The 21,885-nt window shown below is 34.3% G+C and carries 24 protein-coding genes and 1 riboswitch; of the genes, 10 read left to right on the top strand and 14 right to left on the bottom strand.

Annotated elements, in window-relative coordinates:
- Positions 1-69: 69 nt before the first annotated feature.
- The 12 genes from OEW74_RS15880 to OEW74_RS15825 form a co-directional block, all read right to left on the bottom strand.
- Complete coding sequence (locus tag OEW74_RS15880; protein WP_265429402.1) at positions 70-780, bottom strand: HesA/MoeB/ThiF family protein; 711 nt, start codon at positions 778-780, stop codon at positions 70-72.
- A 316-nt stretch (positions 781-1,096) separates the two neighbouring features.
- Positions 1,097-2,215, bottom strand: coding sequence for a 2-iminoacetate synthase ThiH (thiH, locus tag OEW74_RS15875; protein ID WP_265429401.1), 1,119 nt, complete (start codon positions 2,213-2,215; stop codon positions 1,097-1,099).
- Positions 2,216-2,323: 108 nt separating this feature from the next.
- Entirely contained in the window at positions 2,324-3,100 is a 777-nt protein-coding gene (locus tag OEW74_RS15870) for a thiazole synthase (protein WP_265429400.1), read from the bottom strand.
- Positions 3,097-3,711, bottom strand: coding sequence for a thiamine phosphate synthase (locus OEW74_RS15865; RefSeq protein WP_265429399.1), 615 nt, complete (start codon positions 3,709-3,711; stop codon positions 3,097-3,099). The genes OEW74_RS15870 and OEW74_RS15865 overlap by 4 nt, the downstream gene beginning before the upstream one ends.
- A gap of 19 nt (positions 3,712-3,730) precedes the next feature.
- Complete coding sequence (locus tag OEW74_RS15860; RefSeq protein WP_265429398.1) at positions 3,731-4,315, bottom strand: thiamine phosphate synthase; 585 nt, start codon at positions 4,313-4,315, stop codon at positions 3,731-3,733.
- A complete protein-coding gene (thiC, locus tag OEW74_RS15855) occupies positions 4,312-6,123 on the bottom strand; it encodes a phosphomethylpyrimidine synthase ThiC (protein ID WP_265429397.1) in 1,812 nt (603 codons plus the stop codon). Before thiC ends, OEW74_RS15860 begins: the two co-directional genes overlap by 4 nt.
- 11 nt (positions 6,124-6,134) lie before the next feature.
- A complete protein-coding gene (gene thiS, locus OEW74_RS15850) occupies positions 6,135-6,341 on the bottom strand; it encodes a sulfur carrier protein ThiS (RefSeq protein WP_265429396.1) in 207 nt (68 codons plus the stop codon).
- Between the two features lie 57 nt (positions 6,342-6,398).
- Positions 6,399-6,499, bottom strand: a riboswitch (TPP riboswitch).
- Positions 6,500-6,600: 101 nt separating this feature from the next.
- Positions 6,601-7,446: a hypothetical protein gene (locus OEW74_RS15845; protein ID WP_265429395.1), complete on the bottom strand. Its 846-nt coding sequence runs from the start codon at positions 7,444-7,446 to the stop codon at positions 6,601-6,603.
- A gap of 10 nt (positions 7,447-7,456) precedes the next feature.
- Positions 7,457-8,134, bottom strand: a complete 678-nt coding sequence (locus OEW74_RS15840; RefSeq protein WP_265429394.1) for an RluA family pseudouridine synthase — start codon at positions 8,132-8,134, stop codon at positions 7,457-7,459.
- Between the two features lie 6 nt (positions 8,135-8,140).
- On the bottom strand, positions 8,141-8,464 hold the full coding sequence (locus OEW74_RS15835) for a hypothetical protein (protein WP_265429393.1): 324 nt from the start codon (positions 8,462-8,464) through the stop codon (positions 8,141-8,143).
- Positions 8,464-9,279 carry a 3-methyl-2-oxobutanoate hydroxymethyltransferase gene (gene panB, locus OEW74_RS15830; protein WP_265429392.1) on the bottom strand — a complete coding sequence of 272 codons (816 nt, stop codon included), beginning with the start codon at positions 9,277-9,279 and terminating at the stop codon, positions 8,464-8,466. The genes OEW74_RS15835 and panB overlap by 1 nt, the downstream gene beginning before the upstream one ends.
- A 60-nt stretch (positions 9,280-9,339) precedes the next feature.
- A complete protein-coding gene (locus OEW74_RS15825; RefSeq protein WP_265429391.1) occupies positions 9,340-10,053 on the bottom strand; it encodes a Crp/Fnr family transcriptional regulator in 714 nt (237 codons plus the stop codon).
- Between the two features lie 90 nt (positions 10,054-10,143).
- On the opposite strand from OEW74_RS15825, the gene OEW74_RS15820 reads away from it, so the two are divergent.
- From OEW74_RS15820 to OEW74_RS15775, 10 genes are all read left to right on the top strand, one after another.
- The gene (locus OEW74_RS15820; protein WP_265429431.1) at positions 10,144-12,519 is read left to right on the top strand and encodes a heavy metal translocating P-type ATPase; all 2,376 of its coding nucleotides are present in this window, start codon (positions 10,144-10,146) and stop codon (positions 12,517-12,519) included.
- A gap of 109 nt (positions 12,520-12,628) precedes the next feature.
- Positions 12,629-12,850, top strand: coding sequence for a cbb3-type cytochrome oxidase assembly protein CcoS (gene ccoS, locus OEW74_RS15815; protein ID WP_265429390.1), 222 nt, complete (start codon positions 12,629-12,631; stop codon positions 12,848-12,850).
- A 5-nt stretch (positions 12,851-12,855) separates the two neighbouring features.
- Positions 12,856-15,114 (top strand): cytochrome-c oxidase, cbb3-type subunit I, encoded by a 2,259-nt coding sequence (ccoN, locus tag OEW74_RS15810; protein ID WP_265429389.1) that lies wholly within the window; start codon positions 12,856-12,858, stop codon positions 15,112-15,114.
- Positions 15,115-15,132: 18 nt separating this feature from the next.
- The gene (locus tag OEW74_RS15805; protein ID WP_265429388.1) at positions 15,133-15,330 is read left to right on the top strand and encodes a cbb3-type cytochrome oxidase subunit 3; all 198 of its coding nucleotides are present in this window, start codon (positions 15,133-15,135) and stop codon (positions 15,328-15,330) included.
- A gap of 10 nt (positions 15,331-15,340) precedes the next feature.
- Positions 15,341-16,219 (top strand): cbb3-type cytochrome c oxidase N-terminal domain-containing protein, encoded by an 879-nt coding sequence (locus OEW74_RS15800; RefSeq protein ID WP_265429387.1) that lies wholly within the window; start codon positions 15,341-15,343, stop codon positions 16,217-16,219.
- Between the two features lie 95 nt (positions 16,220-16,314).
- Positions 16,315-17,769, top strand: a complete 1,455-nt coding sequence (gene ccoG, locus OEW74_RS15795; RefSeq protein WP_265429386.1) for a cytochrome c oxidase accessory protein CcoG — start codon at positions 16,315-16,317, stop codon at positions 17,767-17,769.
- 11 nt (positions 17,770-17,780) lie between these two features.
- Complete coding sequence (locus OEW74_RS15790) at positions 17,781-18,233, top strand: FixH family protein (RefSeq protein WP_265429385.1); 453 nt, start codon at positions 17,781-17,783, stop codon at positions 18,231-18,233.
- Positions 18,224-18,985 carry a sulfite exporter TauE/SafE family protein gene (locus tag OEW74_RS15785; protein WP_265429384.1) on the top strand — a complete coding sequence of 254 codons (762 nt, stop codon included), beginning with the start codon at positions 18,224-18,226 and terminating at the stop codon, positions 18,983-18,985. Before OEW74_RS15790 ends, OEW74_RS15785 begins: the two co-directional genes overlap by 10 nt.
- A gap of 323 nt (positions 18,986-19,308) precedes the next feature.
- Positions 19,309-19,848 carry an IS110 family transposase gene (locus OEW74_RS15780; RefSeq protein ID WP_265429383.1) on the top strand — a complete coding sequence of 180 codons (540 nt, stop codon included), beginning with the start codon at positions 19,309-19,311 and terminating at the stop codon, positions 19,846-19,848.
- 11 nt (positions 19,849-19,859) lie between these two features.
- Positions 19,860-20,312: an IS110 family transposase gene (locus OEW74_RS15775; RefSeq protein WP_265429382.1), complete on the top strand. Its 453-nt coding sequence runs from the start codon at positions 19,860-19,862 to the stop codon at positions 20,310-20,312.
- A 71-nt stretch (positions 20,313-20,383) separates the two neighbouring features.
- Here OEW74_RS15775 and OEW74_RS15770 read toward each other — a convergent pair whose 3' ends face one another.
- Positions 20,384-21,046, bottom strand: coding sequence for a hypothetical protein (locus OEW74_RS15770; RefSeq protein WP_265429381.1), 663 nt, complete (start codon positions 21,044-21,046; stop codon positions 20,384-20,386).
- Positions 21,027-21,885: hypothetical protein (locus OEW74_RS15765; RefSeq protein ID WP_265429380.1), on the bottom strand; the 859-nt coding region annotated here is incomplete at its 5' end. The genes OEW74_RS15765 and OEW74_RS15770, both read right to left, overlap by 20 nt.

Raw genomic sequence — 21,885 nt, 5'->3', positions numbered from 1 at the left:
TATGTTTAATTTTCATCAACATTAAAAACCATCCTTTCAAAAAGAGGAAAATTATAACAATTAGTTTTTTTAGAAATCAATCGTCTCAAATCTCCAGTTTAAGATGTCAATTAATGTTATTTGATTTAAATTTAATCGTAAATCGGTTATTATTTTCAAAGCTTGGTTTGCCATCATACTTCCTACAATTCCCGGCAATGCACCTAAAACTCCGAGGCTGTCACAATCCGGAAAATTTTCATCAAAAGGAGGGTCCGGAAAAACATCTCTTAAATTCTTACTTCCTTTATAATTAAAAACCGCAACCTGTCCGGAAAAACCAAGAATACTTCCGTAAACTAAAGGCTTTTTAAGCTTTACACAAGTATCATTAACTAAATATCTTGTTTTAAAATTATCGGACCCGTCAACAATAATATCAAACTGAGAAATAATTTCTTTAACATTTGAGTAATCAATTTTATTTTCAATCCCAATAAAACTGACCTGATGATTAAGGTTTTTCACAAAATCTTCTGCACTTTTCACTTTTGATCTCCCTACAGAATGTTCATTATGAATAATCTGTCGGTTTAAATTATGCAATTCAACCTCATCAAAATCTGCAACGCACAAAGTTCCAACTCCCGCCGCAGCCAAATATTGAATGACAGGACTTCCCAAACCTCCTGCCCCAATCACCAAAACTTTAGCATTCATTATTTTTCGCTGACCTTCCAAACCAATTTCTTCAATAAAAATCTGTCGGCTGTATCTTGAGAAAATGTCTTCGTTTTTCATTTATTAATTATATTTAAAACATTAAGATTTAGTTAAGAAATTGAGAAAATTAAGTATTCGCAAGCGAATAAAAGAAAGCTGAATTCTAAAAAATATTTTCAAATATTCCTTAATATGTATATCCGTTTTCCATCATAATAAAAATTTTAACGCAAAGAGCACAAAGATTTCTTTAAATAATTCGCTGTTTGTAAGCTCGCAAAGGCGTTTCACTTAGCTAAGCACACGAAGATTTTTTAATATGACAAAAAGCGGACAATCATATTCCTTAATTAACTTAACTTCTTAAATCCATCTTAATGGTTCAAAATTCATTTTAAATTCCACTGTAAACAGCATCCCAATCTTTCATGATTGGATCATAGCCTGCTTTTTTAATCTCACTTTTAATTTCTTCCATGCTTCTTTCATCACTGGTTTCAAATTGTTCCAAAGACTCTTTATCCACCGCATAACCACCTGGATTAGTTTTCGAAGCCGCACTCATCGCTGTTGCTCCCAATGAAATGATATTATTTCTAAATTTTTCACTCTCTCTTGTTGAGATTGAGATTTCCAAATCTTCATTCCAGATTCTGTAAGCACAGATCAATTGGAGTAGATCTTTATCAGACATGATAAAATTGGGTTCAATAATTCCTTCCGCAGGTCTTAATCTTGGAAATGAAACTGAATATCTACTCTTCCAATATTGCTTTTGAAGATAATCGATGTGAAGCGCATTGAAAAAACTGTCAACACGCCAATCTTCCAAACCCAACAAAACGCCTAAACCCATTTTATGAATTCCGGCTTTACCAATTCTGTCGGGAGTTTCCAGACGAAAATTGAAATTTGATTTTTTTCCTTTCGGATGATATTCTTTATAAACTTCCTGATGATAGGTTTCCTGATAGACCAAAACTGCATTCACGCCAGCTTCATGAAGTGCTCGATATTCTTCTTCCGACAAAGGCTGAACTTCAATAGAAATATTAGCAAAGTGTGGCTTCAACAAACGAACAGCATTTAGAAAATAATCAATTCCAACTATTTTATTTGCTTCTCCGCTTACCAGCAAAACGTGATTCACACCCATCGATCTTAAAACGGTAGCTTCGATCATCAATTCAGTATCAGAAAGCGTTTTCCTTTTAATCGAATTATCTAAACTAAAACCGCAATACGTACAAATGTTCTGACATTCATTACTCAAATACAACGGCGCATATAGCTGAATGGTTTTCCCAAAACGCTTTTGAGTAAGTTGCTGCGTCATTTTCGCCATTAATTCTAACTTTTGAGCAGCAACAGGCGAAAGAAAATTAAGGAAATCATCTATTGTTTTATTCTTTTTCTGAAGACTATTTTCCACGTCAGATAACGTTACTTTTTCAAGCTTTGCTTTTACCTCATCCCATTGGTATTTTTCAAAAAAATCTTTAAAACTTTTCATACCTATTTGTATTAATCAAAATGATGCATTCGATGATATTTTTAAATAGAATTTCATCCTATCCTTTATTAAATCGTCCCTTCGGGACTCTTTCCTTTTCACTTTGTTTTAATCAAACAAAAAAGAAGTCAGTGGACTTGATGCTTCTGCATGGTTTCCGATTGCTCCCAACCCAGATTCAAAAGCTCTTCTTCCGGCAATTACTCCTTCTTTAAAAGCCAATGCCATATTTACAGGATTTCTTGCAACAGCAATTGCCGTATTTACCAAAACCGCATCAGCTCCCATTTCCATCGCTTTTGCGGCATCAGAAGGTGCTCCAATTCCGGCATCAACAACAACAGGAACATTACTTTGAGCAATAATTATTTCTAAAAAGTCTACAGTTCTTAACCCTTTATTCGTTCCAATCGGTGCCCCCAAAGGCATTACAACAGCTGTTCCTACATCTTCCAGACGTTTACACAAAACCGGATCTGCATGAATATAAGGCATTACGATAAACCCTAATTTTGCCAATTCTTCTGTTGCATACAACGTTTCAATCGGATCGGGTAACAAATATTTTGGATCGGGATGGATTTCCAGCTTTACCCAATTGGTTTCCAAAGCTTCTCTTGCCAATTGCGCTGCTAAAACCGCTTCTTTGGCAGTTCTTGCTCCTGAAGTATTCGGTAAAAGATGAGATCTTGTAGGTTTTAAAGCATTCAACAAATCATCTTCTGAAGATTGCGAATCGATTCTTTTTAATGCCATTGTCACCAATTCACTTCCGGAAGCGATGATGGAGTCGGTCATTTCTGAAAGATCTCCAAATTTCCCGGTTCCTAAAAACAATCTCGATTCGAAAGTCCTGTCTGCTATTATTAATGGTTGATTGTTCATTTCATTGCTATTTTAAATTCGTTGATAATAGATGGTTGATTGGTGATTTGACCCGAAACGGCGGCTCCATAAATTCCGATTTGTTGTAATAGCTCGATATCATTCAGAACTACTCCACCAATGGCAAATATTTTAGGGAGCGCTAATCCTTTTTCTTTTAAATCCTGAATGATTTTTTCATAACCATCAAAGCCTAAAATCGGACTTAGCTGTTCTTTAGTTGAAGTAAATCGAAGTGGTCCCAAACCAATATAATCGCATGATTCATTCATTCTTTGAAGAACATCTGAAACAGAATTTGCCGTTCCGCCAATAATTTTATTTTTTCCTAAAATCTGTCTTGCAATATCAATCGAAGTATCTTTTAAACCTAAATGAATACCATCTGCATCAATATTTTTTGCAATCTGAACATGGTCATTAATGATACAAACCGATTGATATTCTAAACAAAGCAGTTTTGAATTTTCACAAAGACTGATGAATTCATTTTCGGGAGCATTTTTCCAACGAACCTGAATCCATTTTATACCATTGTCTAAGGCTTTTTTTATATTTAATTCCTGTTCGGCTTTTGTAAAACCTTGAGAAATATATTGTAGTTTTTCCATTTTTAAATTTGAATACATCTTAATAAATTATATTCTCTCTGCATTTTCCGAAAACATTTAAAGATTTATCGCTCTCCCAGATTGCACCTAACAAAGCCACTCCATCAACGCCATTGTCAAGAACCTGATGAATATTATTTTCGTTAATTCCTCCCAAAGCAATTAGTTTAACATTAGAATTGTCTCGTTTTTTAATATCATTTAAAATCGTTGAATTTTCCCCATATCCTTTTTTAGAAATACTTGGGAAAACCGGACTTATAAATGCATATTCCCATTCTTTATTCAAGTGATTAAAACTTTTAATATCATGAACAGACGTTGATTTTTTTTTATCTGTAAAAGATTGATACAAGCCATTTTTTCTGTCAATTTCTCTGAAATGAAATCTTGAGATGTTAAAGTTCTCAGCCAAATAGTAATGACTATGCAAAACCAATTGAGAGTAAAATTTTGAATCTATCTTTTGAATAAAATCCTTCATTTCATTTTGATCAATAAAAGGCTTTCTGATATGAAGCAAATCCAAACCTTCCTGAAATAATTCATTAATAATCTCAGTTTCATTTAGAACAAGTTCTTCGGGAGAAATTACAATGATCATATGTAAATTTCTTTTCCTTTTTCGATGAATTCCTGAGATTTATCAAACATTCCTTTTTCTGCAGACTCACGAATTTCCTGTGTAATCTTCATCGAACAGAATTTTGGTCCGCACATCGAACAAAAGTGTGCAATCTTTGCTCCATCTGCAGGAAGTGTTTCATCATGATAAGATCTTGCCGTATCCGGATCGAGCGAAAGATTAAACTGATCTTCCCAGCGGAATTCAAATCTTGCTTTACTCAAAGCGTTGTCTCTATATTGCGAACCTGGATGACCTTTTGCCAAATCTGCAGCATGAGCAGCCAATTTATACGTGATTACTCCAACCTTTACGTCGTCTTTATTGGGTAGTCCCAAATGTTCTTTCGGAGTTACATAACACAACATCGCACAACCAAACCAACCAATCATGGCAGCGCCAATCCCTGAAGTAATGTGATCGTAACCCGGCGCAATATCCGTAGTTAAAGGTCCTAAAGTATAAAACGGTGCTTCATCACAAACTTCCAATTGCTTATCCATATTTTCTTTGATCATGTGCATCGGAACGTGACCGGGACCTTCAATCATTACCTGAACATTGTGTTTCCAGGCAATCTTTGTCAGTTCACCTAAAGTTTCCAATTCGGCAAACTGTGCTTCATCATTGGCATCTGCAATTGAACCAGGACGAAGACCGTCGCCTAAAGAAAAAGCAACGTCATATTTTTTCATGATCTCGCAGATTTCCTCGAAGTGGGTGTACAAAAAGTTTTCTTTATGATGAAACAAACACCATTTAGCCATGATAGAACCACCTCTGGAAACAATTCCTGTGACACGTTTTGCGGTTAGATGAATATATCTTAATAAAACTCCGGCGTGAATCGTGAAATAAGAAACTCCTTGTTCTGCCTGTTCGATCAAAGTATCTTTAAAAATTTCCCAAGTCAGATCTTCTGCAACACCTTTTACTTTTTCCAATGCCTGATAAATTGGGACGGTACCAATCGGAACCGGACTGTTTCTGATGATCCATTCTCTGGTTTCGTGGATGTTTTTTCCGGTTGACAGATCCATAATTGTATCGGCTCCCCATCTGCAAGCCCAAACTGCTTTCTCAACTTCTTCTTCAATACTCGATGAAACAGCACTATTTCCAATGTTCGCATTAATTTTAACCAAAAAATTTCGCCCGATGATCATCGGTTCGCTTTCCGGATGATTGATATTATTGGGAATAATTGCTCTTCCGGCTGCAATTTCATCTCTTACAAACTCGGGAGTGATTTTGCTTTTCGGAGTTCTTGCACCAAAATTATTACCCTGATGTTGAAAAGCCATGTCTTTTGAAACAGAATCCAGTTGCTCGATTCTTTGATTTTCTCTGATGGCAATATATTCCATTTCGGGTGTGATGATGCCCTGTTTTGCGTAGTATAATTGGGTAACTTCCTGTCCTTCTTTTGCAACTTTTGGTTTGTGATTATAAGAAAATCGTAATTCATCTAATTTTAAATCAGCTAGTCTTGCTTTTCCATATTCGGATGTAATTCCATCTAAAACTTCGACGTCATTTCTATCCAAAATCCATTGTTCACGGATTCTTGGAAGTCCTTTTTCGATATTAATTTCAGAATTTTCATCAGTGTAAGCTCCTGAAGTATCGTAAACTGTAACGGATGGATTATGTTCTAAATTTCCGTTGGTGAGTTTTGTCGGACTTAGCTGTATTTCGCGCATCGCTACATTGATTGGGTGAATTTTTCCTTCAACATAGATCTTTTTTGAGTTCGGAAACGGCGAACGTGTAATTTTATGAGCCATAAAAATATTTTTTAACCGCCTTGTGTAGCAGTAATAATTAAAATTGAATCTTGGTTGTTGAGAATGGTTTCCGCCCAGAATGGCTGCGGAATAATGCGATTGTTGAGCGCTACGGCAATCCCTTTTTTCTTTTCAGGTAATTCCATAGCGATAAGTGCTTCCAGCGTTTTGGGAAGTACATCAAAATTTCTTAGTGTGTGATTGATCGTGAGCTCCATTCCTAAATTTTTAAATACACTTTAGGAATGCCCATCATTGTACAATAGAATGTACAGCAAAGTCATCTCACTTTTTCCTACGCTAGTATGATCTAGAAATCAGGTTCAAAGGGTAAAGTCTCAGCCTGTTTTGTCAACAGACACCCCTAAAGTTGGGAGCGAAGTTAGACATTTTTTTAAAATGGGCAAAATTTGATTTCAATTTAAAATAAAAAGACTATCTCACTAGAGACAGCCTTTAATTTGTACTGTAGTTATTTTAGTAATATAGTTTTAAACTTCCATCTAAATTGTATTGATTAGCCCATGTCAGTTCATTAAAAAAAACTTCTTGACCATCCATATTAAACTCTTGGATCTTTCTTTTTTGAAAATTATTTTTAGATAAAGACAAATAAAAATAATCTTCAAAAACTGTAAGGTTACTAAACGGATTCTGTACAGTATCGAAATTACTAAATTCTACACTTTTTGTAATATATATATCTGTATTATTATGCCTTTCTGTAGTTATTGCTTTCTGCAAATTTCCTGCCCCATCATATGTAAACTTTTCAATATAGGTTAGGATATAATCATTGGGATCAGTTGGAATATATGGCATATTAGGTAGTTCTGTTAAAATTTCAACAAGTTTACCAGATGTGTTATATTTATAAGTAAGGTGCTTTTCCCATTCTATATATTGTGGTGCATATATTATAGACTTTATTATTTTGCCTTGATTATCAAATTCAAAAAGTTTTTCATCTATTAAAGGATTAAATGTAGGATTTAAGCTATGAGTTTTCATTACTGCAGAATTCCCATTATATGAAACTATAGTGTAAATCCAGTTCACAAAATATGGTGGCAATCCAGAACTACTTGACCCTTGTATTATTTTACCAATCTTTTTGGTTACTTTTCCTTGAGAATTATATTCAAAATAACAATTTGGGTCACTTGTGGCAGAAGACTGTAGTAAAATAGGAAATTGTGATGATATCTTAGTAGGATTTTTCACAACAGCTGGTTCAATCGTTTCATTCAACAATTCATTATCAGAATTAGTACAAGAAATGACTATTAATAATGTAATTAATAAAAATAATTTTAATTTCATATTTATGTTTTTACTCTTCGCAAGCTCTCCAGATCGCATCATTCTGCGGAACGGGAGCAACAATTGTTACCTCCTCTTTTGTAACAGGATGTATAAACTGAAGTTTTCTGGCGTGAAGATTAATTCCTCCATCAGGATTTGAACGAGGTGCACCGTATTTTAGATCACCTTTAATGGGAACTCCGGTTTTTGATAACTGTGCCCTGATTTGATGATGCCTTCCGGTTTCCAAGTCAATTTCTAAAAGGAGATAATTATCCAGAGTTTTAATAATATTGTAGGTAAGAATTGCTTCTTTTGCACCTTCTGTAACTTTCGTAAAAATGATCGCTTTATTATTTTTTTCGTTTTTCTTTAAATAATGAACCAATCTTTGGCTTTGCGGGATCATTTCTTTAGCAACAACTGCCCAATACGTTTTCTGAATCTCTCGATTTTTAACCATTTGAGTCAGTCTCGATAGTGCTTTTGAAGTTTTAGCATAAATAACCAAACCCGAAGTTGGTCTATCGATACGATGTACCAAACCCAAAAAAACATTTCCGGGTTTATTATCTCTTTTTTTGATGAAATCTTTAATGGAATCGAGTAAAGGTTCGTCACCGGTTTTGTCTCCCTGAACGAGTTGCCCTACTTTTTTATTGATAACTAAAAGGTGATTATCCTCAAAAACGATCTGTTCTTCCATACTACCTTAACGATTCTGTGATCTGCTCACAAAAGAAATAACCACTCCACCTAAAAGACCAATCGTTTTTATAACGTTAAGACTTGAATCCATCGGTAAAAATGCTCCGATGATACACAAACCTGCCGCAGCATACATTGGGTACATAAACTTAGTATGCATTAACATTCTTCCCTGAACGATAAAACTAATTCCAATTAAAATATAAAATAATCTTGCTGAAAGAAGATAGTTAATATTATCCGGGAAAATTCTAAACCAACCCGCTGCTAAACAAATGATTGCTAAAATTGATAAAATTCCTTGTGTTGTCTGTAAATTACTTTTCATTAATAGCTTTCATTTTGGTTAGGGAAATCAGCACTTTTCACGTCTTTCACGTATTGAGAAACTGCTCCCGTAATTTCTGTATATAAATCTAGGTATCTTCTTAAGAATTTTGGAGAGAAACCTTTGTTCATTCCCACCATATCATGATACACCAAAACCTGTCCGTCACAATGAGATCCGGCTCCAATGCCAATCGTTGGAATTGAGATACTTTCCGTTACTCTTTTAGCCAAATCTGCTGGGATTTTTTCAAGTACAACTCCAAAACACCCTAATTCTTCAAGCAATTTTGCATCGTTGATTAATTTTTCAGCTTCAGCTTCTTCTTTAGCTCTTACTTTATAGGTTCCAAACTGATAAATAGATTGTGGTGTTAATCCCAAATGTCCCATAATAGGAATTCCGGCATTGATAATCTTTTTAATTGATTTCGAAATTTCTTTTCCACCTTCAATTTTAATTGCATGAGCGCCACCTTCTTTCATCATTCTTACCGCAGATTCCAGCGCGATATCCGGATTACTTTGGTAAGTTCCGAAAGGAAGATCTGCAATTACCAATGCTCTTTCTACCCCTCTAACCACACTTTGAGTGTGATAAATCATCTGATCTAATGTAATAGGAAGCGTCGTTTCAAAACCCGCCATTACATTTGCAGCAGAATCTCCGATAAGAATGGTATCAACGCCACCGGCATCAACCATTTTTGCTGTCGTAAAATCGTAAGCAGTAAGCATTGTTATTTTCTCCTTATCGAATTTCATTTTTCGCAAGGTTTCTGTAGTAACTCTTTTAATTTCGGAATGAACAGACATAATGTATATGATTGTTTAAAGTTAAAAAGTCGGCTTTCGCCGACTTAGATATTTGGTATTTTACAAAACTACGTGTCCTAGTTTCATTAATTTATCGTGGTTGAGAATCTTGATGTTTCTACCGTCTACTTCGATGAGACTGTCTCCTTTAAATTCAGAGATCAATCGGATGGCACTTTCGGTAGCCGTTCCGATAATGTTGGCAATTTCTTCTCTTGTTAAAGAAATTTTGATAAAACCTTCAGGATCTGTTCCTAATTTTTGTTCTAGAAGAATAAGAATTTCTGCCAGTCTTTCTCTTACTGTTTTTTGAGCTAAGAATGTGATTGTATTAGAAGATTCTCCCAATTCGTACGATATTTTCTGAAGCATTACAAAAGATAATTGCGAGTCTACTTCAAGCAAATCCATAAAAACATCTGCGGGAAGGAAAGTAGCTTCTACATCCGTCATCGCCTCTGCTTTTGCCTGAAAAGTTTCTCCGCAAAGCAATGCACGATACCCAATGATATCTCCTTCTTTAATAAATCTTAAAATCTGATCTTTACCAAAAGCTCCTGATTTTGAAAGTTTAGCGGCACCTTTTTCTAAGACGAAAACTCCTTTTGGCGTTTCTCCGTCTTCAAAAATAATATCGTGCTTCTGAAAACGTAAGCTTTTTTTAGCTTTAAAATACTTTTCAAAATCTGCGCTGTTCAGCCTTTCTTTAAACGATTTATCATTAAAAACTCTTGCAAATCTATCCTCAATAGCAATTTGTTGTTCCTGCGACATTTTTTATGACATTTGTCACAAAAATAGAACATTTTAAATCGATAAACAAAAAAAAAATGTTATAATTTTGTAAGTCAATAATTTATGAAGGTGAGCGAGAACTGTTTTCATTGCGGACAAGGGATAGAAAAGGAAAGAATTTCTTTTGACGAAAAAATTTTCTGTTGTACCGGCTGCAAATCTGTTTATGAAATTCTGAATACCAATAATCTCAGCAATTTTTACGAATTAAACAAAAAAGCAGGCATCAGACCTGAAGAAAACTCATCTCAATTTGATTATCTCGACACCAAAGAAATTTTTGACAGAATTACAGATTTTTCTGAAGGCAACACAAGTCTTGTTACTTTCAGAATTCCGGTAATACACTGTTCTTCTTGTATTTGGTTATTAGAAAGCCTTCATACTTTACATAAAGACATTCATTATTCTCAGGTAAATTTCACAAGAAAGACTTTACAGGTTTCGTTCAATCATAACGAATTAAAATTAAGCGAATTAGCTAAATTTTTAACCAATCTTGGATACAAACCCGCAATCAACCTTGAAACAGCCGAAAAAAACGAAGACAATTTAGATAAATCTTTATTGGTAAAACTGGCGATTGCAGGATTTGCTTTCGGTAACGGGATGTTTTTGGCCTTCCCGGAATATATTGGCGGCGAAGATTACTGGATGGAACATTACAAAGGTTTATTCAGAGTCTTAATGTTCTTACTTTCGGTTCCTGTTGTATTTTATTCGGCATCAGATTATTACAAATCTGCTTGGTATGGTTTAAAAAACAAAATCGTCAATATCGACGTTCCTATTGTTTTGGGAATTTTTGTTTTGTTCGGAAGAAGTATGTACGAAATCGCTACTGATTACGGTCCCGGATATTTTGATACTTTGTGCGGACTACTGTTTTTCATGCTTTTAGGGAAAATCTTCCAGAAAAGAACGTACAGCTCTCTTTCTTATGACCGAGATTATAAATCATTTTACCCGATTGCGGTAACGAAAGTTGATTTTAACGGAAAACAGGAAAATATTTTGCTTTCAGAGATTAAAATCGGTGACAGAATTTTAGTAAGAAATCATGAAATTATTCCGGTAGATGCTATTTTGATTAGCGGAAACGGAAATATCGATAACAGCTTTATTACTGGTGAAAGTGAAAGTATTTCTAAAAATCCGGGGGATAAAATCTTTGCCGGAGGAAAACAGATCGGTTCATCTTTGGAACTTGAAGTCATTAAAAATGTCGACCAAAGTTACCTTACCCAACTCTGGAATAAAGAAGCTTTCAAAAAACACGAGACCGGACTTGATACTTTAATCAATGACATCAGTAAATATTTCACCTTTATTATTTTAGGAATTGCGCTTGTTGCAGGAATTTATTGGTATTTCATTGATTTGGAAACCATGTTCCAGGTTATTTCTGCCGTTTTAATCATTGCTTGTCCTTGTGCTTTAGCATTGTCTTCTCCGTTTACTTTCGGGCACATTATGAGAATTTTAGGTCGAAATAAATTTTATGTAAAAGACACTTTAACGATTGAGAAAATTGCAAAAGTCAACACTTTAGTTTTCGATAAAACCGGAACGATTACCCACAGAAAAAAATCAAACATCAGATATGAAGGTTCTGAAATTCAGGAATTTGATTTATTAAACATTAAAAGTTTAGTTAAAAACTCAAATCATCCGCTTTCCAAATCTTTGTATGAGTTCTTGGAAGTAAAAGATGATTATTTCCCCGTTGATAATTTTGAAGAGATCTCAGGAAAAGGCTACGAAGCAAACGTAAGAGGGAATTTTTATAAAATTGGCTCTGCAAAATACAATAATCAGGAATCTAAAAATCTTGAAACGGCGGTTTACATCAGCAAAAATAATGAGTTTATCGGAAAATTTATTTTTAAAAATGAATACCGGGAAAACCTTAGAAATCTTTTCACAAAACTGATCAATTATAAGATTTTCATTCTGAGCGGCGATAATTCTTCTGAAGAAAGCCAGCTTAAAGAAATCATCCCGAATTACAGATCGATGGCTTTTAACCAAAACCCGGAAGACAAATTGAATTACATCAAGGATCTTCAGGATAAAGGCTTAAAAGTGATTATGCTTGGTGACGGTTTAAATGATGCCGGAGCTTTAAAACAAAGTAACGTAGGAATCGCAATTTCTGACGACAGCAACAGCTTTACACCATCTTCTGACGTGATTATGAACGGAGAAAAAGTATCACAGCTTGACAATTATTTAAACGTTTGTAAAGGCTCGATCACGATTGTAAAACTAACCTTCCTGATTAGCTTTTTATACAATGTGGTTGGTTTAACGTTTGCCGTAACCGGAAATATGAGTCCGCTTTTTGCAGCTTTAATTATGCCTGCAAGTTCGATTACCGTCATTTCTTTTACGACGATTTCCACCTGGATTCTTGGGAGGAAATATTTCAAAAAACAGCCTTAAAAGCCCTTATTTAGACTGATTTTAAATTAGCCTAAACCCGTATTTCGTGATGAATGTCATTATTTTTCACTAAATTTGAACCCCGAAAATAGGTTAATTTTGTTGTCAGATGGATATTCTATATTTAATGATCTTATGCAGCGTTTCTTTGGCTGTAGTTTTTCTGGTCGTATTTATAGTTTTCGCCAGAAAAGGACAGTTTGAAGACGACGAGTCTCCGGCTGTAAGAATACTTTTTGACTCCGATGAAATAAAGGAAAAAGAAGACACTGGCAACAACAGCGATAAGAAAAAAGGAGATAATAATAAATTTGAAGAAAAAAGTGAATAGTTAATATGGAGACACAAAAGTTTAGTTATGACAACAGTATTGTTCGTGCATTCCTTTACGCGACCATAGTTTTTGGAATTATCGGTTTCGTGTTTGGACTTACGGCAGCATTGATGCTTTTCTATCCTGAGCTTCCTGAGTTTTTGTTTGGAACTGACGATACAACAATCAACAGTCTTGCATCAGGAAACATACAAGGGTTAATTAATACCAACGGTGCGTTAGGGTTTGGTAGAATAAGAATGCTACACACCAACACGGTAATCTTTGCATTCGTATGTAATATCGTTTATGTAGGGGTTTACTACTCTACCCAAAGATTATTAAAAACAAGAATGTACAGCGATACTTTATCGTGGATTCATTTCTGGACATGGCAATTTATGATTGTTGCTACGTTTATCACATTCTTTATGGGGATCAACACTTCAAAAGAATATGCTGAGCACGAGTGGCCAATCGATATATTAATAGCAGTTTCGTGGATCATTTTCGGAGCGAACATGATTTTAACGATTGCAAAAAGAAGAGTGAGACACCTTTACGTAGCTATTTGGTTCTATCTTGGAACTTGGGTTGCCGTAGCGATGCTTCACATCTTCAACAACTTAGAAGTACCTTTAACGTTCTCTGGTTGGAAATCTTATTCAGCGTATGCAGGAGCAAAAGATGCCATCGTACAATGGTGGTATGGTCACAATGCGGTAGCATTCGTATTGACGACACCTGTTTTAGGTTTAATGTATTATTTCTTACCTAAAGCGGCTGACAGACCTGTATTTTCCTACAAACTATCAATCATTCACTTCTGGTCATTGATTTTCGTATATATCTGGGCTGGTCCTCACCACCTTCAGTATACTGCATTACCGGCATGGGCACAAGCAGTGGGAACTGGTTTCTCAATTATGCTTATCGCACCGTCTTGGGGAGGAATGCTGAATGGTCTTCTTACTTTAAGAGGAGCTTGGGATAAAGTAAGAGAAAATCCTATTTTGAAATTCTTCGTCGTTGCAGTTACTTGTTATGGTATGGCAACATTTGAAGGGCCTCTTTTGGCAACAAAAAACATCAATAAAATTGGTCACTTTACAGACTGGGTTATCGGTCACGTACATTTAGGAGCATTAGGATGGAATGGTTTCATGGCATTCGGTGTTATCTATTATTTGGTACCGATCATGTGGAGAACCAAAATGTGGTCTGTAAAATTGGCTAACTGGCATTTCTGGTTAGGTACTTTAGGAATTATTTTCTATGCAGTACCTATGTACATCTCAGGATTTACTCAAGGTTTGATGTGGAAACAATTCAACCCGGACGGAACTTTATTGTGGAAAAACTGGTTAGATACCGTTACTGCAATTATTCCTTACTTTAAAATGAGATTTGTAGGTGGTTTATTCTACCTTACAGGAGGTCTTTTAATGGTAGTGAATGTTTACATGACCATTAAAAAAGGATCTTTCCAGAAAGAAGTTCCTGCAGAAGCTCCGGCTTTGGCAAATATCAGTAATAAAAGAAAAGAAGGAGAAGGTTTCCACCTTTGGTTGGAAAGAATGCCAATGTTATTAACAGTATTAGCATTACTTACCATTTCTATTGGTAGTATGGTAGAAATCATTCCTACTTTATCATTGAAGAAAAGCGTACCTACAATATCTGCGGTGAAACCTTATTCACCATTAGAATTAGAAGGTAGAGATTTATATATCCGTGAAGGTTGTAACGCTTGTCACTCGCAAATGGTAAGACCATTCAGAGACGAGATTGTAAGATTTAACGGTAAAAACGGACAGTACTCTAAAGCTGGAGAATTTGTTTACGACAGACCTTTCCTTTGGGGATCGAAAAGAACTGGACCGGATTTGCATAGAGAAGGTGGTAAAAACCCAAGTTCTTGGCACTACAAGCATATGTATAACCCAAGACAAACGTCTGCAGGTTCTATTATGCCACGTTACCCATGGTTGATTTCAAATAATCTTGACCGTTCTCAAATGGTAGACAAAATCAAGTTTATGAAAAACACCTACGATGTACCTTATACAAAAGCTCAGATTGACACTGCTGATCAGTGGGCAGATAATCAGGCTGCGAAAATTGTAAAAGATATCTTTGTAGAAGCTGCTGACGTGAAAAAAGTGTACGAAAACAAACCTAAAGGAGAACTTGAGAAAAAAGAGATTGTTGCTCTTATTGCTTATCTTCAGAGATTGGGTACTGATATTAAAACGACAGAAATAAAAACAGCTAGTAACTAATAAAATTAAAAGTTTACTATGATTCCTCAAAACTTTAAAGATATATTATCCAATACTGACAATGCAGGTTTTTACCAAACATTGGCTCTGATTTTCTTTATGCTGTTTTTCGTTGCTTTGATTATATATGTTTTTAGCAGGCCTAAAAAATATTACAAAGAAGAAGAACACGCTCCACTTGGGGATGACGAAGATGATTTTAATTTAAAAAATTAAACTATTTATTATGAGACAAAGAACACCGGTTGTTGTAAACATTTTAATAATAACAGTATTATTAGTAATATTTTATTATTTATTTGTTCAGAGCTACTCGTTTTTAGCTTCACCATATTTCTGGGGAACTGTTGTAATCAGTGCTATTTTAGCATACATTCACAGTGCTATCGGAGATTTGATTGAGAACAATAAATTTAAAAAACTTACGGCTGAAGAAAAGTCTGCTTACTTAGCTGAAAAGAAAATTCCTTTCTTGAGAAGACAGTATGATGCTGCATTTAAGAAGCAATCAGATTCTCACGAAAAAGATATTTTGATCGACCACGGTTTCGACGGAATTATGGAATTGGATAATCAATTACCAAAATGGTGGTTAGGTTTATTCTATTTCGGAACTGTATTCTGTATCGTTTATATTTGTGCATACGCTTTTACAGATTTTGCTCATCCAATCAGCGAATACGATAAAGAATATAAAGAACAAGAAGCAGCTATTGCACAATACCTTAAAGATCAGCCACCGGTAACTATAGAATCGGCAGCTTTCTCTGAAGATAATATTGCAGCTGGAGAAGAAATTTTCAAAACCAACTGTGTATCTTGTCACTCAGACGGCGGTAAAGGAGGTATCGGTCCTAACTTGACAGATAATTTCTGGCACAACCAACCTGAAAAAACATTATTCAAAAACGTTTTCCACGTAGTAGAAAATGGAGTTACAGGAACTGCAATGCAGGCTTGGGGTAAAAATGGAGTTCTTACAGGAAGTGATATTGAAAAAGTTGCTGCATACGTTTACTCTATCAACCAGCTAAAAAAACCAATTACTCCTAAAGATGGAGGCGCACCACCATACGGTGATGAAGCTCATTGGGAAAAACAGTAATTAAAAAAAAATATAAAACATATGAAAAACATAATTTGTTATTAGATAAAAATAGTAACGAATTATGTTTTTTCGTTTTTTAAAACCTAGTAAAAATGTCAAAAATAGATGAAGACATCGCTCGCGGTGGACAGGGGCAGGTTTTAGACCCTGAAACCTATAGAGATTCTATAGGCACAATGGAACAATCCGGTAAAAGAAAATGGGTTTTTCCTAAAAAACCAAAAGGTAAATACACCAATTACAGAAATCTCGTAAGTTATATTCTGCTTGTGGTCTATTTTGCCGTTCCATTTATAAAAGTTAACGGAAATCCTTTCTTTTTGTTTAACGTTATCGATAGAGAATTCTTTATTGCAGGGCAGCCTTTTTATCCGCAAGATTTTTTCATCCTTACTTTAGGCGCTATTGCATCTCTTATTTTCATTATTATTTTTACGATTGCATTCGGAAGAATTTTCTGCGGGTGGATTTGCCCTCAGACAATTTTTATGGAATCTGTCTTTCGTAAAATAGAATATCTGATTGAAGGAGACCGAAATAAGCAAATGAAGCTTGACAGGCAAGAGTGGAATACTGAAAAGATCTGGAAGAGAAGTTTAAAATGGTCGGTTTACATTGTTATTTCCTTAATCATTACCCATTTTATGTTTATGTACATTGTGGGATATCAGGAAGTGTTTAAAATTGTTTCTGAAGGGCCATTTGCCAACCCAACCAACTTTATCGTAATGATTTTATTTACGGCAGCTTTTTACTTTGTATTTGCATGGTTCAGAGAGCAGGTTTGTACATTGGTTTGTCCTTACGGAAGATTACAGGGCGTTTTAATTGATAAAGAAACCATCAACGTTTTTTACGACTTTAAAAGAGGTGAAAACCGTTCTAAATGGAGAAAAGGAGAAGATAGAAAAGCAGCAGGAAAAGGTGACTGTATCGACTGTTATCAATGTGTTGTAGTTTGTCCTACCGGAATTGACATCAGAGATGGACAACAACTAGAATGTGTAAACTGTACCGCTTGTATCGATGCTTGTGACGAAGTAATGGAAAAAGTAGGCTTACCAAAAGGTTTGGTTCGTTACGCATCCGAAAAAGAAATAGAAACCGGAGCTCCGTATAAATTTACCGGAAGAATGAAAGGATTTGCCGTTGTTTTGGTTTTATTGGTAGGATTCTTAGGATACTTACTTTCAAGCCGTGGTGAAATGGAGGCAAAATTCATTAAACCTGCAGGAAGTACATTCTTTGTAAGAGAAGGAAAAATCATCAATACATACAACTATACTTTCTTAAATAAAACAAACGACAAAAAGATTGTTACCATCAAAGTAATAGAACCAGCTCATGCAGAAGTGGGTTACAGCGGATCAAGCAAAATTACGGTAGAACGTGACAAGATTTCAAAAGGAACGATCAACATCAGCTTCCCGGAAGCAGAAATGAATTTGTCTAAACAAAACATTACCATCGGCGTTTATGATATGAAAGGAAAATTGATCGATTCTTATCAAACGTATTTCGAAGGGCCTTTTAAATTACAGTTTTAAAATTTTAAATTATGAAAAATTTCACTTGGGGACATGGTATTTTTTTAGCTTTAGCCTCATTCATTATATTTATTTTATCAATGGTTTTTCTTTTTCCAAACGGACAGAAAAACTCTGAAATGGTTACCGACAAATATTACGAAGAAGAACTTCTTTACCAATCGGTGATTGATGCCAAAAAAAGAGCAGATGAGCTTACGGAAAAACCGACATATTCTCAGTCAGCTGAAGGAATTAAATTAACCTTTCCAAAAGGTATTGACAATTCAAATTCTGTGGTAAGTTTTGTTTTAAACAGATCTGACGATCAGAATTTAGATGTTAAAAAGACGGTTAAATTAGATGGAACTAATTCATTTGTTATACCATCTTCTGTTTTGAAAAACGGAAATTATACTTTAAGACTTCATTGGATAAAAGATAAAATCGACTACAGACTCGATTATGATGTGATATGGAAATAGCATTGATTATATCTGCAATTGGTTTAGGCTTCGCATCCGGTTTTCACTGTATCGGAATGTGCGGTCCCATTGCGTTATCAATGGGCTTGACCAAAAAGCAGGCTACCAATTATTATCTTCAAAATCTTACCTATCAGTTTGGGAGAATTGCAACCTATGCTTTTTTAGGCGCGATTTTGGGAATTGTAGGTCAGGGATTTGAAATGGCGGGTTTTCAGCAATATCTTACGATTGGAGTGGGAATTTTGCTGATTATCATGGCATTATTTTCATTTGGTGGAAAAGATTTTGCTTCAAAAATTCCTTTTATCTCTAAATTTCTTTTTAAAGTTAAATCAAACCTCGGAAAACTGCTTCAGAAAGCAGATTACCGCTCCAGATTCACCACAGGTATTCTGAATGGATTTTTACCATGCGGAATGGTTTATATGGCTCTTACCGCAAGTCTTGCAAGTGGCGGAATTTGGCAAGGTGCTTCTTTTATGGCCTTGTTCGGATTGGGAACACTTCCGTTTATGTTTACCGTCGTTTTGGTAGGAAATCTGATGAATCAGGCATTTAGAATTAAAATTTTAAAAGCAATTCCTGTTGTAATGATTATTCTTGGTGGATTGTTTATTCTAAGAGGTCTTGAACTTGGGATTCCCTACATTTCTCCACCATCTGAAGCAATGAAGGTTTCTCCGGAGCATGATGTGAATTGTCACAACACAGACCCGAATCATAAACATAATCTGGAGACTTGTCATTAATTATATATTATAGTTTTGTTTCTTTATACAAAACAGAACATCATATAACACAAAAACCACTGCATTTTTGCAATGGTTTTTTCTTTATCTGCCACACGATACAATCGTGCCTTTACTTTGTATTAATAAAAACTGATTAAATTTATTCAAAGGAAAACAGAGGTGAACTAACAATCGTGCTAAACTTGAGACTTATCTCCCGCATTAGTCCTCTGCTTTCTCCTTGAATCTCGTTGAATGGCTTTAGATAGAATGATAGACAGAAAGGTCTAATAAAGGCTTTAAAGAAATTCAACACTTTTAATTTAATGCAATACGAAGTTATGAAAAACTACAAACATTACATTGGGATTGATGTTTCTAAACAAACATTAGATTTTTACATTGTTAACTTTTCTGCACAATTCATCATCAATGGTCACATTACAAATGATGAGAAAGGAGTCAAAGAACTTTTCAGGCAATTAAAAAAGTATAAAATTGCCAAAGATGAAAGTTTATTCTGTTTCGAAAATACGGGTATCTACTCAATGAATTTAGGAATTAATCTCTCGGGGTATTCAGTGGATTTCGCCCATTGTTCTGCTCTCGAAATAAAGCAATCAAAAGGCATCTGCCGTGGAAAATCTGATAAAGCTGACGCCAAAGATATTGCTATGTACTCACTTAGAAATATTGATAAAATTGAACTCAGTGAAGTTCCGGAAAACAATATTCTGAGCTTAAAATTACTTTATGCAGAGCGTGAAAAAACCATTGATGCGATTAAGGATTTTAGTTCTACTGTTGAAAATAAAGACTTTTTGCCGAAAAAAGTCTACATCTGTACGGAAAGAATCAACAAAAAGACAGTTGATTTTTAAAGAAAATCCTATTGGAAATTGAAAAAAGCATTCGTGAAATCATCAATAGCAATGATGAATTAAAGCAACAGAAAAAATTACTCTTATCTGTTCCCGGAATTGGAGAGGTAACCTCACTTTATCTTCTATTGGCAACAAAAGGCTTTAAAAGTTTTGCAAATTGGAGGAAATTTGCCTGTTATTGTGGCATTGTACCTTTCGAATATTCTTCCGGTACATCCGTGAAAGGAAGAACCAGAGTGAGTCATTTTGCTGATAAAAAAATGAAATCTATTCTACATATGGCAGCCCTTTCAGCTATAAAACATGATGCAGAGATACGAACTTATTATGAGAGAAAAAAACAGGAAGGAAAACATTCCCTCCTGATTATAAATAATGTAAAGTGTAAAATTATAAGTCGAGCATTCGCCGTCATTGCCAGAAACGAAGCTTTTGTAAATACCTACAAATTTGCATCATAGTTTTAACAAATTTTATTTGGTTTTTATCATAGAATGCGGCAGCGGGGGAAAGAAGCGAGGTTTTTTATAATTTATTTAGTTATTTTTTTTGGAAAGAAATCTCTAAAATCTATATCATAAATTATAGGATTACATTTATCCCCTGTTTTATCTACACTTATTTTTGAAATATTACTCAAAATATCATTTATATCTTCATAAATAATACTATTTTTTAAATCAATATTTTTTGTATTACAATAATTTTTAAATTCTTGTATGCTAAAACCAGCAGTATATTTATCACTATCTGGGGGAGGCAAAGGCATATAATAATACTTCATTAAATATTCATAATTAAAATTCTTATCTACAATAATCATTGATGGAATAAACATATTATTATCAAATGAACCTGTACTTAAAGTTATTTTATATATAGAATCTTTATTATGCTCAATACCTTGTTTTAAAACAGTAAGAATTCCTTTATTATATTTTTTCGAATAGAAGATTATATTTGCTAAATCTACATTTTTTATTTTCTTATCAAAATCAAATCTTTTTTTGTTTAGTATATAATATACTTTGTAATCTCTATTTCCAAATATTTCTATAACATTTCCTTTTTCCTTATTTAAATCAATAGAAATTTTTTTATTTTCTATATCTGATATTTTCATTTGAGACATAATAGTAATACTTATAATTAAATTTAAAAGTATTATTACTTTATTAATTTGTTTTAACTCCATATTTTGTCATTATTATATTAAAATTTCGTTTAGTAACACTTCCATTTTTATACCATACCCAGCCATCAATATAGTTCCCATCAGAAGTTTGATTGTAATTTATGAAGTTTTGAAAAGGAATTACGCCCTTACCTTTTACAGTCCATAAACTTGAATAATCTCGATTTGCAAAAATGTCTATTGATTTAACAATAGAAGAAAGACTTACTCCAAAGAGATCATCATATCGAACAGCCCAACACGCTCCTATAATAAGATTTTTACCAGTTTTAACATATTTTGCTATGCCAATAAAACTATCAATAGTTTTAAGTTTATCAGAAGATAATTTAGATTTATCAAAAATATATTGTTGCAAGTCACTGCCAAGAATTTGATCTTTTGAAGTGTGAAATCCAGTGTCACCAATTACCTTATAGCCATGCCTTCCACTGCTACTAAGATCTGCAATTAGCTCTCCCGCATCATTTCGCAAATATCTTTCACTAAATACGCCATGCGCATTGATAAAAATATTATCTGCCTGATCGTTACCTAAATAAGATTTTAATTTTGTAAGAGCATCTTCCATGCTTTCTGCATCAATAATATGCCAACCATTTTTTGCAAATTCACTATTTATAAAATTTCCTAAACCTTCATTATCACCTCTTATAAAATTAATTATGATATTTAGAGCTGATCCACCACCATCATTTTTATTAATTCCAAGAAAACTGTTTAAATACTGTTTTCCGCTTACGTAACCTAACGTTCTACCAGAAGTATCTATCGTGCCATCATCATTAAACCACCTTCCGTCTACATCAAATCTTAACACAGGATTATTTGCAACATAA

It is taken from the genome of Chryseobacterium sp. YIM B08800 (assembly GCF_026163565.1).
GTDB lineage: Bacteria > Bacteroidota > Bacteroidia > Flavobacteriales > Weeksellaceae > Chryseobacterium.
Note: the sequence above shows the minus strand (reverse complement) of the source record. Positions and strands in the feature narration are given on the sequence as shown.

What these genes read in the sequence shown, in the direction of transcription:
- ccoS (WP_265429390.1), top strand. Translation starts at nt 12,629, where the DNA reads ATGGATATTCTATATTTAATGATCTTATGCAGCGTTTCTTTGGCTGTA.
- OEW74_RS15880 (WP_265429402.1), bottom strand. Translation starts at nt 780, where the DNA reads ATGAAAAACGAAGACATTTTCTCAAGATACAGCCGACAGATTTTTATT.
- OEW74_RS15860 (WP_265429398.1), bottom strand. Translation starts at nt 4,315, where the DNA reads ATGATCATTGTAATTTCTCCCGAAGAACTTGTTCTAAATGAAACTGAG.
- OEW74_RS15780 (WP_265429383.1), top strand. Translation starts at nt 19,309, where the DNA reads ATGAAAAACTACAAACATTACATTGGGATTGATGTTTCTAAACAAACA.
- OEW74_RS15790 (WP_265429385.1), top strand. Translation starts at nt 17,781, where the DNA reads ATGAAAAATTTCACTTGGGGACATGGTATTTTTTTAGCTTTAGCCTCA.
- thiC (WP_265429397.1), bottom strand. Translation starts at nt 6,123, where the DNA reads ATGGCTCATAAAATTACACGTTCGCCGTTTCCGAACTCAAAAAAGATC.
- OEW74_RS15835 (WP_265429393.1), bottom strand. Translation starts at nt 8,464, where the DNA reads ATGAAAAGTAATTTACAGACAACACAAGGAATTTTATCAATTTTAGCA.
- OEW74_RS15840 (WP_265429394.1), bottom strand. Translation starts at nt 8,134, where the DNA reads ATGGAAGAACAGATCGTTTTTGAGGATAATCACCTTTTAGTTATCAAT.
- OEW74_RS15870 (WP_265429400.1), bottom strand. Translation starts at nt 3,100, where the DNA reads ATGAACAATCAACCATTAATAATAGCAGACAGGACTTTCGAATCGAGA.
- panB (WP_265429392.1), bottom strand. Translation starts at nt 9,279, where the DNA reads ATGTCTGTTCATTCCGAAATTAAAAGAGTTACTACAGAAACCTTGCGA.
- ccoG (WP_265429386.1), top strand. Translation starts at nt 16,315, where the DNA reads ATGTCAAAAATAGATGAAGACATCGCTCGCGGTGGACAGGGGCAGGTT.
- OEW74_RS15800 (WP_265429387.1), top strand. Translation starts at nt 15,341, where the DNA reads ATGAGACAAAGAACACCGGTTGTTGTAAACATTTTAATAATAACAGTA.
- OEW74_RS15785 (WP_265429384.1), top strand. Translation starts at nt 18,224, where the DNA reads ATGGAAATAGCATTGATTATATCTGCAATTGGTTTAGGCTTCGCATCC.
- thiS (WP_265429396.1), bottom strand. Translation starts at nt 6,341, where the DNA reads ATGGAGCTCACGATCAATCACACACTAAGAAATTTTGATGTACTTCCC.
- OEW74_RS15825 (WP_265429391.1), bottom strand. Translation starts at nt 10,053, where the DNA reads ATGTCGCAGGAACAACAAATTGCTATTGAGGATAGATTTGCAAGAGTT.
- thiH (WP_265429401.1), bottom strand. Translation starts at nt 2,215, where the DNA reads ATGAAAAGTTTTAAAGATTTTTTTGAAAAATACCAATGGGATGAGGTA.
- OEW74_RS15770 (WP_265429381.1), bottom strand. Translation starts at nt 21,046, where the DNA reads ATGGAGTTAAAACAAATTAATAAAGTAATAATACTTTTAAATTTAATT.
- OEW74_RS15805 (WP_265429388.1), top strand. Translation starts at nt 15,133, where the DNA reads ATGATTCCTCAAAACTTTAAAGATATATTATCCAATACTGACAATGCA.
- ccoN (WP_265429389.1), top strand. Translation starts at nt 12,856, where the DNA reads ATGGAGACACAAAAGTTTAGTTATGACAACAGTATTGTTCGTGCATTC.
- OEW74_RS15845 (WP_265429395.1), bottom strand. Translation starts at nt 7,446, where the DNA reads ATGAAATTAAAATTATTTTTATTAATTACATTATTAATAGTCATTTCT.
- OEW74_RS15865 (WP_265429399.1), bottom strand. Translation starts at nt 3,711, where the DNA reads ATGGAAAAACTACAATATATTTCTCAAGGTTTTACAAAAGCCGAACAG.